Source organism: Afipia broomeae ATCC 49717 (assembly GCF_000314675.2).
Taxonomy (GTDB): Bacteria; Pseudomonadota; Alphaproteobacteria; order Rhizobiales; family Xanthobacteraceae; genus Afipia; species Afipia broomeae.
In genome coordinates, this window is sequence record NZ_KB375282.1 from 2,217,584 (window position 1) to 2,231,304 (window position 13,721).

Annotated in this window: 10 protein-coding genes; 2 read left to right on the plus strand and 8 right to left on the minus strand. The window is 61.1% G+C overall.

Annotated elements, in window-relative coordinates; translation table 11 throughout:
• Positions 1–70: 70 nt before the first annotated feature.
• The 5 genes from clpX to HMPREF9695_RS10260 form a co-directional block, all read right to left on the minus strand.
• A complete protein-coding gene (clpX, locus tag HMPREF9695_RS10240; RefSeq protein ID WP_006020779.1) occupies positions 71–1,345 on the minus strand; it encodes an ATP-dependent Clp protease ATP-binding subunit ClpX in 1,275 nt (424 codons plus the stop codon).
• A gap of 342 nt (positions 1,346–1,687) precedes the next feature.
• Positions 1,688–2,455, minus strand: a complete 768-nt coding sequence (locus HMPREF9695_RS10245) for a hypothetical protein (protein ID WP_006020780.1) — start codon at positions 2,453–2,455, stop codon at positions 1,688–1,690.
• Between the two features lie 36 nt (positions 2,456–2,491).
• Positions 2,492–2,656, minus strand: a complete 165-nt coding sequence (locus HMPREF9695_RS10250; protein WP_245258739.1) for a hypothetical protein — start codon at positions 2,654–2,656, stop codon at positions 2,492–2,494.
• Between the two features lie 56 nt (positions 2,657–2,712).
• Positions 2,713–3,165 carry a hypothetical protein gene (locus HMPREF9695_RS10255; RefSeq protein WP_006020782.1) on the minus strand — a complete coding sequence of 151 codons (453 nt, stop codon included), beginning with the start codon at positions 3,163–3,165 and terminating at the stop codon, positions 2,713–2,715.
• 77 nt (positions 3,166–3,242) lie between these two features.
• Positions 3,243–6,383 carry a CHAT domain-containing tetratricopeptide repeat protein gene (locus HMPREF9695_RS10260; RefSeq protein WP_006020783.1) on the minus strand — a complete coding sequence of 1,047 codons (3,141 nt, stop codon included), beginning with the start codon at positions 6,381–6,383 and terminating at the stop codon, positions 3,243–3,245.
• Between the two features lie 268 nt (positions 6,384–6,651).
• Between HMPREF9695_RS10260 and HMPREF9695_RS10265 the strand changes: the two genes are divergently transcribed.
• Positions 6,652–7,140 (plus strand): GDSL-type esterase/lipase family protein, encoded by a 489-nt coding sequence (locus tag HMPREF9695_RS10265; protein ID WP_157223923.1) that lies wholly within the window; start codon positions 6,652–6,654, stop codon positions 7,138–7,140.
• A gap of 25 nt (positions 7,141–7,165) precedes the next feature.
• Here the strand turns inward: HMPREF9695_RS10265 and HMPREF9695_RS10270 are convergent, their stop codons facing one another.
• Together HMPREF9695_RS10270 and HMPREF9695_RS10275 are read right to left on the minus strand one after the other, a co-directional pair.
• Positions 7,166–10,531, minus strand: coding sequence for a CHAT domain-containing tetratricopeptide repeat protein (locus HMPREF9695_RS10270; protein ID WP_006020785.1), 3,366 nt, complete (start codon positions 10,529–10,531; stop codon positions 7,166–7,168).
• Positions 10,532–10,799: 268 nt separating this feature from the next.
• A complete protein-coding gene (locus tag HMPREF9695_RS10275; protein WP_006020786.1) occupies positions 10,800–11,432 on the minus strand; it encodes an ATP-dependent Clp protease proteolytic subunit in 633 nt (210 codons plus the stop codon).
• A gap of 310 nt (positions 11,433–11,742) precedes the next feature.
• On the opposite strand from HMPREF9695_RS10275, the gene HMPREF9695_RS10280 reads away from it, so the two are divergent.
• Positions 11,743–12,189: a MaoC/PaaZ C-terminal domain-containing protein gene (locus HMPREF9695_RS10280; RefSeq protein WP_006020787.1), complete on the plus strand. Its 447-nt coding sequence runs from the start codon at positions 11,743–11,745 to the stop codon at positions 12,187–12,189.
• Between the two features lie 35 nt (positions 12,190–12,224).
• Here HMPREF9695_RS10280 and tig read toward each other — a convergent pair whose 3' ends face one another.
• Positions 12,225–13,583: a trigger factor gene (tig, locus tag HMPREF9695_RS10285; RefSeq protein WP_006020788.1), complete on the minus strand. Its 1,359-nt coding sequence runs from the start codon at positions 13,581–13,583 to the stop codon at positions 12,225–12,227.
• Positions 13,584–13,721: the final 138 nt, after the last annotated feature.

A 13,721-nucleotide genomic window follows, 5' to 3' on the forward strand; every position in this document is an offset into this window, starting at 1 on the left:
GACAAGAAACCGGCTGCCGAGGGGGTCGGCAGCCGGCTCTGTTGAAAACCTGAATGGTTCCGTCGGCCCGTTAGGCGCTTGCGCTGCTTTCCGCCTTGAGATCGGAACGATCTGCGTAGATGTACAGCGGACGCGCCGTCGCCTCGACCACTTCACGCGAGATAACGACTTCTTCCACACCTTCGAGGCCCGGAAGATCGAACATGGTCTCGAGCAGAATGCTTTCGAGGATCGACCGCAACCCGCGCGCGCCGGTCTTGCGCTCGATGGCCTTGCGGGCCACCGCGCCAAGCGCCTCGTCGGCGAAGGTCAGTTCGATGTTCTCCATCTCGAACAGCCGCTGGTACTGTTTCACCAGCGCATTCTTCGGATCGGTCAGGATCTTCTTCAGCGAAGCCTCATCCAGATCCTCGAGCGTCGCCACCACCGGCAGACGTCCGACGAACTCCGGGATCAGGCCGTACTTGAGCAGATCCTCTGGCTCGACCTCGCGGAAGATTTCACCGGTGCGGCGATCTTCCGGCGCCAGAACCTGAGCGGCGAAGCCGATCGAGGTGGTCCGGCCGCGCGAGGAGATAATCTTCTCCAGGCCCGAGAAAGCGCCTCCGCAGATGAACAGGATGTTGGTCGTGTCCACCTGCAGGAACTCCTGCTGCGGATGCTTGCGGCCACCCTGCGGCGGCACGGAAGCCACGGTGCCTTCCATGATCTTCAGCAGAGCCTGCTGCACGCCCTCACCCGACACGTCGCGGGTGATCGACGGGTTGTCGGACTTGCGCGAAATCTTGTCGATTTCGTCGATGTAGACGATGCCGCGCTGCGCCCGCTCGACATTGTAATCGGCAGCCTGGAGCAGCTTCAGGATGATGTTCTCGACGTCCTCACCGACGTAACCGGCCTCAGTGAGGGTCGTGGCGTCGGCCATGGTGAACGGCACATCGAGGATGCGGGCGAGCGTCTGCGCGAGCAGCGTCTTGCCCGAGCCGGTGGGGCCGATCAGGAGGATGTTCGACTTCGCCAGCTCAACATCGTTGTGCTTGGTCTGATGGTTCAGACGCTTGTAGTGGTTGTGAACCGCGACCGAGAGCACCTTCTTGGCGTGCTGCTGACCGATCACGTAGTCGTCCAGAACCTTGCAGATTTCCTTTGGCGTCGGAATGCCGTCGCGCGACTTCACCAGCGACGACTTGTTCTCCTCGCGGATGATGTCCATGCACAGTTCGACGCATTCATCGCAGATGAATACCGTCGGGCCCGCAATGAGTTTGCGGACTTCATGCTGGCTCTTCCCGCAGAACGAGCAATAGAGAGTGTTCTTTGAATCGCTCGTACCGACCTTGCTCATTCCTATCTCCGTCCGCCGCTCGATCTTGTTTTAGGGGCTCGCCCCATCCCGGCACACACCGAGATGATGTGTAGATAGGAGCAAAAACCGTACCAAAAAAGACCCGTCACCTCAGTTACCGCACGAATCACGGCTCAATCGAATCCTGATCCTACGGTGCCTAGCCAACCATGGTGACACCCGACTATCAAGAATTCGCTAACCGCCCAACTACTCAACTCCGTGATCTTGGCGCAATTTTGCGCGTTTTCAGGAGCTTGGCCTGTCGAATTCATTGCAGCGTTGCGGGAATGACACGGGCTTTTGCCCGATGGAACTCCGCCGGCGGCCGCCAATGGGCAGTTATGTACCCAGGATACCTTTGAGGCCCGCATATATCGACCCGGCCGCTGTGGACAAGATGCCAAGCAGCGGACCTGCCGTGCGCATGAATTCCTGAATAATCCGCGCCCGGCGCCGGAGCTGATCCTCCCCGACATACGGCCCCAGGAGACGCGCGATACGGTAGGCCGCGATATTCGGCCGGTCGACCTGGGAGAGCGAGCTGGCCAGAAGTTGAAGTATCAGAATTCCCAGGATGTTTCCGGTGAGGAACGCCAGCGCGATGCTCGCCGAGTATTCGAGCACCTCGCGCCATTCCACCCACCCCCTCGGCAGAATGGGAACATGATCGTTCAGGCCCGTCACGGTCAGCATGCAGAACACGCTGAGCAGCGCCGTGAGGATGCCGACGAGCGCGGCGCCGCGATATCCGATCTTCTGGATCGCGTAGATGGCAAAACCGAACGGCAACGGAATGATCACCGAGGCGATGCGCAGATAGAGCGGCGATACATTCAGCAAGATGGTCACGATGACATGCGCCGCGACCAGCAGGATCGCCGGGACCAGAATGTAGCCGATGCTATGAACCGCGAACGATCTGACAGGATGACGCCGCCGGTAGAGCCGCGCGCTGACGTTATCGAATTCGCGCCTGATCGTCTCGATATCCGCCACGATGCCTTCGATCTCGCGAAGCACCGGACGGACCACCCGCAGATCGCGCGAGCAGTGCTTGCAGACCAGCGCTTCGTCTTTCACCTTCTCGGCGCAGAAAGGGCATTCCATCAGAATGCCGTTGCGTGAGGTTTGGGCCCGGACATGTCAGTTCCGCCGCAGTGTGAGGCGCTGGCGGAGCCGGAGCGCCTCGAGCTCCGCCTTCGCCTGCACAAGCTCTTCGCTGGCCAGCGCGCGCTTGCGCAGCAGGTCGTCGCGCTCAGCGATCAGCGATTCCGGAATCGTGATGTCACGCGAACACGAGCTGCACACCAGCGCCTCGGCTGCGGTGGGCTGTGCGCAAAAAGGGCAATGCGCCGGCATGCGGCTCAGGGAGCGACTTTGAGGGTGAAGCTGGTGCTCGCGGTGCGGCCTTCCGAATCCTTCACATCCACGCGAATGACGTGATCGCCGGCCGGCAATTCAGCATCGGGCATGTCGATCCCGTCCGGCTTCACGAATGGCTTCAGCCGCGGCGTCAGATCAATCGCCGGATTCTTGATATAAGTCACCTTGAGTGAATCGGTATCGATCTTGGAGCCACCGAAGGACTCGAACTTCAGCTGCAGGCGCATCGGCGATTTCGCCGGATCGGCAGTCGCGACATAGGCAATCTTGGGTCCACGTGTGATGCCGCGGGTGGCAACAGCGACCGCGCCTGCGGGCGGAGGAAGCTTGGCCTCATCGGCGGAAATAAGGACCGTGCCGGCGCTCGCCGGCATCGCAGCCGCCCAGGCAAAACCGCTAGCGAGGACCGCAACCTGCAACAACGAGCGTCGCATCTTAAATCTCCTCAACCGCAATGCCGCAAGTCTACAGCACGGCGCCTTCCTTCGAAAGACACTTTGCCTGTCCTTCCTTAACGTCCGCCGCCGTCTCCGATGATCGAGTACGGCGCCCAGAACAGCGGATGAGCATAGGCAAACTCCGTCTTGCCGTCCGCGCCAACATAACCCGGGCCATCAGCAAGCGCCATCATCGCCTGCCGCAACGCCTCGCCGCGCGTCAGCTTCGGATCGGCCGCCTGCCGCCTGAACAGATCGGTGACGAGTTCGCGCGCGGACTGAGAATGCACCGACCAGTTGGTCACCAGGAGCGCGCGGGTTCCCGCATAGAAGAATGCCCGGCCAAGACCGGACGCCGCTTCTGCGCCCGCCCCTGCTCCGGCCGCCGTGTTGCAGGCGGACAGCACGACCCAATCGGCATCCAGTTTCAATGAAAGAATTTCCTCCATCGTCAGCAGCCCGTCACCGTCAGAATCTGACACAGCGGGCGCAGACAGCGCCAGCGCCGGCTGCGTCAGGCCGTCCAGTTCGCCGGGCACCAGCCCGTGGGTGGCGAAGGCGACAATCTTGAACCCGGAGAGGTCCATCGACTTCACCTTCTTCTCGTTCGCGTCCTTGCCGAGGTTGAGGACCTTGGCGGGATCGGCTTGCAGCGCCAGCGCGATGGAGGTCAGCTCATCGGATGTGTCGGGCAGACGCGGCAACTGGCCGAGTTGCGCGCTGTCGACACCTTCGAGCTGCGGACTGTTGCGCCGCTTGAGCGGGACGCCGCGCGTCGCTGTCGATGCATCGGCGACCTGCACGGGTTTATCGGTTTTGGCCGCCTCGTCAGCCTGCTCCTGGCTGAAGTAAGGATCGCCGAACGCCACCAGATCCTGCCGCGAACCCTTGCCCGGCGGCAGCTTGCGCAAGGTCTGCAGCGCGGCTGCCGACGGAACAAGCGTGACCGCATGGGTCCGCGCCAGCCAAGGTACATTGCGATAGCTGGCGAACAGCGGATCGTCGTCCGTCTTCACTTCGGCAGCGGCTGTCGGCAGCAATGACAGCGGCAGCAGACCGAGCGCGCCGTTGGTCACCACCACGAGATTCTTCGCGGGCTTCCAGCCGGCCTCGACCGGCTTCAGGAGTATGGAATAAAGTTCGTATCCGAGCGCGAGATCGAACGTCGGAATATCGGAGATCATCGCCGCCTTGGGCTCTAGCGCCTCGCGCAGCTTGCGGACCTTACCCTCCAACGCACTGGACGTCGCCTTGACTTCGGCAAAGGAAACCGGCCCCTCCTTCGGCACGGCCCAGACGAAGCTGCTGTCCTGACCGAAATAGAACGACAGCATCGCCTCACCAGGACGCAACACCGCCTTGATCTGATAGACCGACGGCGACGGTGGATCGATGAGATCGGCATAAGAAGGGAATCGCTTGTTGATATCGGCGCGTGCTTTCTCGCGCTCGCTACGAAGTTTCACGATGGAGGCATTGATCGCCGCGACACTCTTTTCATCGCGCTCGCGCGATGGCAGCGACAGCAAGCTATTCAGCACACCGAGCTGGGCGCTGATTTGCTTGGCAAGATCCTGTTCACCTCTGACCAGTTCGCCCAGCGATGCATCCTGCGCGACCATGCGAGTGCTGGACGCCACCAGCGCAGCCTGCACCGCGTGGCTGCGAATGGAATCCGCCAGTACGAACGTCTCGATCGCGGCGTCCTGACTGCCGCGCTGAACTCGCGACAACAGACCTATATAGGCCTCGATGATCGTCTGAAGCCGGATGTTGCGCGCGGCTGCAATTGTCGGATCTTCATCATCCGCAGACTCGCGCGATCCGGAAATCAGAATTGGCACGGCCGCGCGGAATTCACGAAGAGCGCCCGCCTCTCGTCCGGACTGCACCAATCCCAGCGCGAGCGTCCCGCGCGCCACGGCGGTGTCGAAATGCTTTTCGCCGACACGGCGAATTTCCTGCTTTAGCAGCGCGTTCGCCGCCGCGAGTCCTGCTTCTGTCTGTCCGGATGCAAACAGGGACGCGATGCGGGAGCTGTTCAGCTCGATCTGCGAGCGCTGCTCCGGCTCCCAGGCCGCGATTGCCTTATCAAGACGGGCGTAGATCTCGGCAGCATCTTTCGGCTGGCGCTCCAGACTCAATATGGAGCCGAGCTGGGAAAGGAGCTGGGCAGTTGCCGGAGCATTTTCGGGAAGCCCCAATACGCGGTTGATCTCAATGGCCGTGCGCGTAAGCTTTTCGGAATCGGCAAAACGCCCTTCCTCGATCAGGATGTTGGACAGCGTCGTGAGGTAGAGCGATGTGTCAGGATTGTACTTGCCGCCGTACTGGAGGCGCGACAAAAGCGCTCTCCGCGCGTCTGATTCAGCTTCAGCAAGCCGGCCGAGCCGTACCTTCATGCGGGCTTGCGATGTCAAATAGACATCCGCGCTTTGTACGATCTGGTCTGCAGGAGGTGGATTCGCGCCGGCAAGAACATCCTTGAGCGAAGCACGTTTGCGCTCTTCTGCGCGCTCATAGGACTGCCGGGCTTCGTCGAATTGACCGCGCGCCTCGAAAATCATGGCACGCAAACCTTCGATATCCGAGTCCCAGGTTGCTTCCCTCGCCGCCAAAGCGCGGCGCACCTCCGGCTTCGTACTGCTACGCGCCTCGTCCAGCAAAAGCTGACTGCGGCGCAGATACTCATCCGCTTTTGCAATGCCGCCCATCGGTAGCAATATGCTGCCGATTTGCCGATAGATATTGAATAGAAACCCCCAAGATCCCGGCCGATCGACGTCGCGGATCATTTGCTCAAACGTCACAAGCGCCTGCGTGGGTTCACCGACCCGTTTATATTGAATGGCGAGAAACTGCATCATGCGGCCAAGCTGATTGCTGTCAGCAACGCCCCGCGCCGCTTCGACGGCCTTTTGTCCGTCATCAAGCGCCTCTCGCATGCGACCGAGTTGCTTTCGCGCGTTGCCGCGCTCGTAGTAGAATTTCGCAAGCGTCAGGCGATCGGTGTCCTTCGGCGGCATTGCATCTGCCGCGCCCGTTAATTTTGCGATGAGTTGAGGATCGGGTTTTTCAGCATCCAGAATAGCGGTGATGTCGGTGATCGAGCGCGGAGGCGCCACGAACGGAGCCCGCTCCGCTCTCCCCGAGAAAGTCCCTAGCGCCACCGCGAGTGTAATAAATGCCGCGAATATGAATGCTCGTCTTGCCATGCAGATGATTAATCCGGGGCCGCTTGAAAGAACCTGCTGTCGTACAAGAACGTATCGTCATTAAAGACTGACCACGCCGGTTGCACCAAGCCATTATGATCTGTTCACAAAATCGTTATTGTCTCGCGTGAGCAAGAGTAAAGACTATCGCTGCCGGACGGCGATGAATTATCAGTAACGCATTGCGATTGCGCGATATTGAATTGTCCGGTGTATCAAAGTTCATCAAGCGCCAGGGGAAAGCAAAATGAGGTTCAGGGAAACGTGGATGTTCGCCTTGGTGTTCGCCAGTTCAGCCTTTTTGACGATGAGCTTTGCCCAAGCGCAAGTGGTCGTGATCGGAGCAAGCAACAGTCAAGGTAAAGGCGTTAGCGCGTCGGAAGCATGGCCCGCTCAGTTACAGAGCATGCTGGCAGCAAAAGGCTCAAGCACCCAAATCACAAACGCTGCACTTAACGGTCAGACCACTGGCCAGGCACTCTCCGGACTGAGCGCGTTGCCACCCGGGACGAAGATCGTACTGATGGCGCAAGGCACGCAGAACGACACGAAACGTGGCGTCAGCCAGGAAGCCGCGCTGGCGAATAAAAGAGAAATGAAGAAGCTACTGACCGAACGCGGAATTCGCGTCATTAACGTGCTTCCAATCATCCATGGCATTACGCGCCAGCCCAGCATGCTTCAGCCCGATCATATTCACATGACGGCCGAGGGGCATCGCAAGGTCGCGGCACAACTGGCGTCGTCTATCAGATAGACGCGAAAGTCCGCTATCGCATCTCTCAGCGTCCGCCGCCGTCTCCGATGATCGAGTACGGCGCCCAGAACAGCGGATGAGCATAGGCGAATTCGGTCTTGCCGTCGGCGCCGACATAACCGGGGCCATCCGCAAGCGCCATCATCGCCTGCCGCAACGCCTCGCCGCGCGTCAGCTTCGGATCGGCGGCCTGCCGCCTGAACAGATCCGTGACGAGTTCGCGCGCGGATTGAGAATGCACCGACCAGTTGGTCACCAGCAGCGCGCGGGTTCCCGCATAGAAGAAGGCACGGCCAAGACCCGAAGCCGCTTCCGCCCCCGCCCCTGCTCCCGCCGCAGTATTACAGGCCGACAGCACCACCCAGTCTGCATCGAGCTTCAGCGACAGGATTTCTTCCATGGTCAGCAGCCCGTCACCGTCAGAATCTGACACAGCGGGCGCAGACAGCGCCAGCGCCGGTTGTGTCAAGCCGTCCAGTTCGCCGGGCACCAGTCCGTGAGTTGCGAAGGCGACAATCTTGAACCCGGAGAGGTCCATCGATTTCACTTTCTTCTCGTTTGCATCCTTGCCGAGGTTGAGGACCTTGGCGGGATCGGCCTGCAGCGCCAGCGCGATGGAGGTCAGTTCATCGGAGGTGTCAGGCAGACGCGGCAACTGGCCGAGTTGCGCGCTGTCGACACCTTCAAGCTGCGGACTGTTGCGCCGCTTCAGCGGGACGCCGCGCGTCGCTGTCGATGCATCGGCGACCTGCACGGGTTTATCGGTTTTGGCCGCCTCGTCAGCCTGCTCCTGGCTGAAGTAAGGATCGCCGAACGCCACCAGATCCTGCCGCGAACTCTTGCCGGGCGGCAGCTTGCGCAAGGTCTGCAGCGCGGCTGCCGACGGAACAAGCGTGACCGCATGGGTCCGCGCCAGCCAAGGCACATTGCGATAGCTGGCGAACAGCGGATCGTCGTCCGTCTTCACTTCGGCAGCGGCTGTCGGCAGCAATGAAAGAGGCAGCAGGCCAAGCGCGCCGTTCGTTACCACGATCAGACTCTTCGCCGGCTTCCAGCTGCTCTCAAGCGGCCTGAGCAGCTCGTCGTAAAGCTGCGCCGCCAGCTTCACATCGAATGCGGGAATGTCCGAGATCATCGCGGCCTTCGGCTCCAGCGCCTCGCGCAGCTTGGTGACAGTCGCATTCAGATCGCCAAGCGTCATCTTGATGCGGGTAAACTGAGCCGGCGTCCCCTTCCGCACCACCCAGGCGAAGCTGTCAAAGCGACCGAAGTAAAATGACAGCAGGGCTTCGTCGTCAGTGAGTTGCTTTTGCAGGTCGCCGGCATTCGGCGGTGGCGGGTTCACCAGATTGCCGTAGTCCGGAAACTTCTTTGCGATCTCGCTCATGGTCTGGGTGCGCGATGCCTGCAGCGCCGCGATTTCAGCCTGCGTGGTCTTGACCGCTTTCTCCTCGCGTTCGGCAGACGGCAGCGTCAGCAGATTGTTGAGTGTCGCAATCGCGGCCCCGATCCGCTTTTCGGTGTCCTGCGAGGTACGCATCAATTTGGCAAGTTCGGGATTGCTCGTGGACGCACGGGCAGATGACGCCTGCAGCGCACGCTGCACCGCCTGTCCGCGCATCAGGTCTCCGAAGGCAAAGGTTTCCTCGGCGACGTTCGGCGGGGCCGACGCCGGATTTAGCGCCAGCGTGCGCAGATAAGCCTCGACCACAAAACGGATTCGCGCCTCGCGCGCAGCGGCGGTCGATCCTGAATCGTCGTCGCTGCCGCCGGATGGCGTCTGCAAGATCGGAATCGACTCCTTGAACGCCTGCAGCGCCTCGTTGGTCCTGCCCTTGCGCGCCAGCGCCATCGCATAGTAACCGCGCGCGACTGCCGTATTGAAGCTCTTGTCGCCGGAGCGCCCTTTCTCGCGCTCATACGAGCGCTGCGCGATTTCGAGCGCGTTGTCGTAATTGCCCTGCGCCAGCATGATGGAGACGCGGGCGAGGCCGCCGTCCACGCGTTCGCGCTGTGACGGCTCCCATTTCGCCGTCCATGCATCGACCTGATCGTAGAGCTTCGCTGCCTCGTCGTATTTGCGCCCGAGGTTCAATATCTGCGCGAGGAAAACATTGGCATTGACCACCTGGTTGGTGTCGTCGCCGTAGCCGAGGCCCTTGTAGATGTTGACCACTTCGCGCTGAAGCTTTTCGGCTTCTTCGTAACGGCCCTGCTCCTGAATCACATAAACGAACACCGCCAGGATGCCTGCGGTATCGGCATGGTATTTCCCGGACTTGCTGAGGCGGCTCAGCAGTGCGCGGCGGACATCGGCTTCGCCTTCGCCGACACGCCCTTGCTTGACCTTCGTGCGCCCCTCGAACGCCGTCGCCCAATCGACATACCGCTCCATCTCGCCTTCCGGCGGCTTGCTTTCCCATTGCGACATGGTCGGGATCGCGTTGGCATAGAACACGGCCGACTTGTGATAGGCGGCCTCGGCATCGGCGTAGCGCCCGCGTGCCTCGGCGACGCGCCCGATGCCATCTTCCAGCGTGGCTTGCCACACCATCCCGTAGGTCGGGAACACCGGCCACTTGCGCGCCTCGTTCAACAGGTTGCGGTTTCGCGCGACATAGGACTCCGCGAGGTTCACATCCCCCGCCTGCAACGCCAGAATCGCCAGCGCATTGTGAAGCCCGAACAGACGTCCCTTGCCTCCCGGCGCCGAGAACGTAGCGACCTGTTTGTTGTACATCGCCATGGCGCGCTTGTGCTCGCCCTTCTCGCGCAGGCGGCGGATCAGAAAATCCTCATGACGGCTGGCCACGAGCTTGTAGTCGTCGTTCTTGCTGTTGTTGACCGCGATCTCGGCATCCGCCAGCGCATCGTTGCTGCGCCCGATCAGCACCCGCGCCTGTCCGCGCTTGTAGTGAAACGCGGCGAGTTCGCTCCCTTTCAGACCAGACGGCACCGGAGCATCGGCGGTCGCGGTCAGTTCCGCGATCTTGGCGGGATCAGGTTTCTGCTGGTCGAGAATGGCCGTGATGTCGGAAACCGTGCGCGGCGGCGCGACGAGCGGTGCATTGCCTTTCGCGAGCGCGGCGGCACCCGCGGCAAGGTCCTCTTTCTGCGGTGCCGACACCTTGGCGGCGTCGAACAGCGCTGCGGTCGGCAGCTTTGCCTTGAAGCAAGGCTGCACGACGGCACGCGCCTTGGCAAAGCAGGTCTCGTGATCGCCGCCGCTCCTTTTACACGCCTGATAGGTCGGCCTGCCGACCGAGGCGCGGCATTGCTCGAGGGCGGCTTCCTTGTTGAAAGCGACCGCTCCCGAGCTGACAACGAACGGCAGAAGAAAAGCGAACACCGCAGCGCTGCGCGCTAGGCTGCCCTTGGCGACAATCGTCATGGCCTGCTCCCGGACATTGTCATAGCCACCGAAAATGCGGTGTGTCCGGAGTGCAATTGGAGACCGTCCAAAAAATACAGATCGAAATAAGACGGGCCAAAAGTCCCGGATCAATTGGGATAATTAGCGGCCAATAACAGATTGCGGTCAAGTACGGCCCGCGGACGAAACCGCAAAAACCACCTATCCAATTGGCTAGTGCCATCCAAACGAAAACGGACGCCCGAAGGCGTCCGCATTGACTGTCACGATAGGCCGGGAACCTGAGTTACGGCGCCTTCGGCGTCGTTTCCTCGGCGCGCTTGTCGATCACCTTGTCGACCAGGCCGAAGTCCTTCGCCATTTCGGCGGTCAGGAACTTGTCGCGTTCCAGCGCGTCCTCGATCGCCTTGTAGGGCTGGCCGGTGTGCTTGACGTAGATTTCGTTCAGCCGCTTCTTCAGGTTCAGGATTTCCTGAGCGTGCAGCATGATGTCGGTGGCCTGGCCCTGGAAGCCGCCCGAGGGCTGGTGGACCATGATCCGCGAGTTCGGCAGCGAAAAGCGCATGTCCTTGTGGCCTGCTGCGAGCAACAGCGAACCCATCGACGCGGCCTGCCCCGTGCAGAGCGTGGAGACCGGCGGGCGAATGAACTGCATGGTGTCGTAGATCGCCAGACCCGATGTCACCACGCCGCCCGGCGAGTTGATGTACATCGAGATTTCCTTCTTGGGATTCTCGGCTTCGAGGAACAGGAGCTGCGCGACGACCAGCACCGACATGCCGTCCTCAACCGGACCGGTCACGAAAATGATGCGCTCTTTCAGGAGGCGCGAGAAAATGTCGTACGCCCTCTCGCCACGGTTGGTCTGCTCGACCACCATCGGCACGAGGTTCATGTAGGTTTCAACGGGATCGCGCATTTATCACCTGAAGGTTAGTTGAGGCACAGCCGGACGACCGAGGGCTTGATGGGTTCCGGCAGACGAATCGCCTCGTGATGCAGAAGGGTCGGACCCTACAGATATAGCAGGAGAGCCCTGCCACAAGAGCGGGAAAAGGTCAGTTGAAGCCGATTCGGCCGGAGGCGAAAAGCGACGCGCTCCAACCGGACACGCTATTCTGGCGTGTATCGTTAATGGTTTTCGCCGTTTCCCGCCTATCCGGGAGGTAATGGCCAAGCGAAACCGGCCTGCTATCGTCGGCCGCTCCGCAGCCAGGAACCGGACCCGCATGCTTTACGCCGAAGATCTCACGGTCGGACAACGTTTTCCGTTTCGCACCTACCCGATCGAACAAGCCGAAATCATCGAATTTGCGGAGCGTTTCGATCCCCTCTTCATCCACATCGATCCGGTCGCCGCGGCAAACGGCCCATTCGGCGGCCTCATCGCCAGCGGATTGCACACCACGGCGATCTATCAGCGGCTGATTGTCGAGGCGATGTGGAGGCAGGTCGCCGGCGTCGCGGGCACCCGCATCGAATCCAGGTTTCAGAGACCTGTGCGCCCCGGCATGACGCTCACGGGGCAAGCCGAAATCGCGGCGATCGCGCTCCGGCCTGAAAAGAGAAATGCCGTGGTCACGGTCCGGAGCCAGATCACCGACGGAACCGATACGGTTCTGTCGGTCGTTCTGGATGCCGTGATCCATTCACGGCCCGATCACCCCCGGCCATAACCGGCGATGATCGGTCCTGTTGCTGGAGCCGGCGCTCAGGCCGCGGTCTTGTCTTCTTCTTCCTTGAGCAGATCGTCGCGCGAGACCTTTTTCTCGGTCACGTTGGCAAGCTCAAGAATGAAATCGACGACCTTGTCCTCGTAGATCGGCGCGCGGAGCTGGGCCAGCGCGTTCGGATTGTTGCGATAGAAATCCCACACTTCCTTCTCGCGGCCCGGCGACTGGCGCGCGCGGTCGATCAGCGCACGGCTGACTTCATCGTCGGTCACGGTGATCTTGTTCTTCTCGCCGATCTCGGAGAGGACGAGGCCGAGGCGGACGCGGCGGTCCGCGATCTTCCGGTACTCTTCTTTCGCCTTCTCTTCGGTGGTGTCTTCGTCGGCAAAGGTCTTGCCGGTCGATTCCATCTCGGCCTTGATCGAGTTCCACATCAGGTTGAACTCTTCCTCCACCAGCGATGGCGGCGGACCGAACTTGTGGGTCTCGTCGAGCTTGTCGAGCAGCGTGCGCTTCACGCGCTGGCGCGAGGCGCCGGAGAATTCCTGCACGAGGCGCTCGCGCATGGCTTCCTTCAGCTTGTCGAGCGATTCCATGCCGAGGTTCTTGGCGAACTCGTCATCGACCTTCGACTCCTGCGGAGCTTCGATCAGGCTCGCGGTGGTCTCGAATTCCGCGTCCTTGCCGGCGAGATTCGGCGCGGCATAGTTCTTCGGGAACGAGGCCTTCACGTTGCGGGTTTCGCCCGACGCGATGCCGATGAGTTGGTCTTCGAAACCCGGAATGAAGGTGTTCGAGCCGATCACGACCTGGATGTTCTCGCCGGTGCCGCCGTCGAACGCCACGCCGTCGATGGTGCCCTTGAAGGCAACGGTGACGCGATCGCCCTTCTCGGCCTTCGCGCCTTCCGCCTTTGCCTCATAGGGGCGGCTCTGGTCAGCGATGCGCTTCAGCGCTTCGTCGATGTCGGCGTCGGTCACTTCCGCCACCGGCTTCTCGACGTTGAAGGTCTTGAAGTCAGCCAGTTCGATCGCCGGCACCACTTCGATCGCGACCGAATAGTTCAGGTCGGACTTGCCCGCGAGAATGTCTTCGATTTCCTTTTCCTCGGTCGGCATCGTGACCTTGGGTTCGGTCGCGAGACGGAAACCGCGCTCGGTGAAGATCCCTGCGTTGGTGTCACGGATCAACTGCTCGACGGTCTCGGCGGCGACGGAGCGGCCGTAGACCTTCTTGAGGTGAGCGACAGGCACCTTGCCGGGACGGAAACCGTTCAGCCGGACCTTGTCCTTCATGTCGACAAGACGGGCATCAACCTTGGCATCGATATCCGACGCGGGAACGCTGACCTTGAACTCGTGCTTCAATCCCTCGGCGAGGGTCTCGGTAACCTGCATGGCGTCAATCTTCTTCCGGCTTGACCCGGCGTCGCCGGGTCGTTGTAAATCTGTTGGATACAAACCATTCGGCCGCTGGGCCGTTCGGATGCATCGGTGGTGCGGCGGACACGTTCCCGCGAGGAACATCTCCTCCAG

What these genes read in the sequence shown, in the direction of transcription:
- HMPREF9695_RS10260 (WP_006020783.1), bottom strand. Translation starts at nt 6,383, where the DNA reads ATGGCAAGACGAGCATTCATATTCGCGGCATTTATTACACTCGCGGTG.
- clpX (WP_006020779.1), bottom strand. Translation starts at nt 1,345, where the DNA reads ATGAGCAAGGTCGGTACGAGCGATTCAAAGAACACTCTCTATTGCTCG.
- tig (WP_006020788.1), bottom strand. Translation starts at nt 13,583, where the DNA reads ATGCAGGTTACCGAGACCCTCGCCGAGGGATTGAAGCACGAGTTCAAG.
- HMPREF9695_RS10270 (WP_006020785.1), bottom strand. Translation starts at nt 10,531, where the DNA reads ATGACGATTGTCGCCAAGGGCAGCCTAGCGCGCAGCGCTGCGGTGTTC.
- HMPREF9695_RS10245 (WP_006020780.1), bottom strand. Translation starts at nt 2,455, where the DNA reads ATGGAATGCCCTTTCTGCGCCGAGAAGGTGAAAGACGAAGCGCTGGTC.
- HMPREF9695_RS10255 (WP_006020782.1), bottom strand. Translation starts at nt 3,165, where the DNA reads ATGCGACGCTCGTTGTTGCAGGTTGCGGTCCTCGCTAGCGGTTTTGCC.
- HMPREF9695_RS10265 (WP_157223923.1), top strand. Translation starts at nt 6,652, where the DNA reads ATGTTCGCCTTGGTGTTCGCCAGTTCAGCCTTTTTGACGATGAGCTTT.
- HMPREF9695_RS10280 (WP_006020787.1), top strand. Translation starts at nt 11,743, where the DNA reads ATGCTTTACGCCGAAGATCTCACGGTCGGACAACGTTTTCCGTTTCGC.
- HMPREF9695_RS10275 (WP_006020786.1), bottom strand. Translation starts at nt 11,432, where the DNA reads ATGCGCGATCCCGTTGAAACCTACATGAACCTCGTGCCGATGGTGGTC.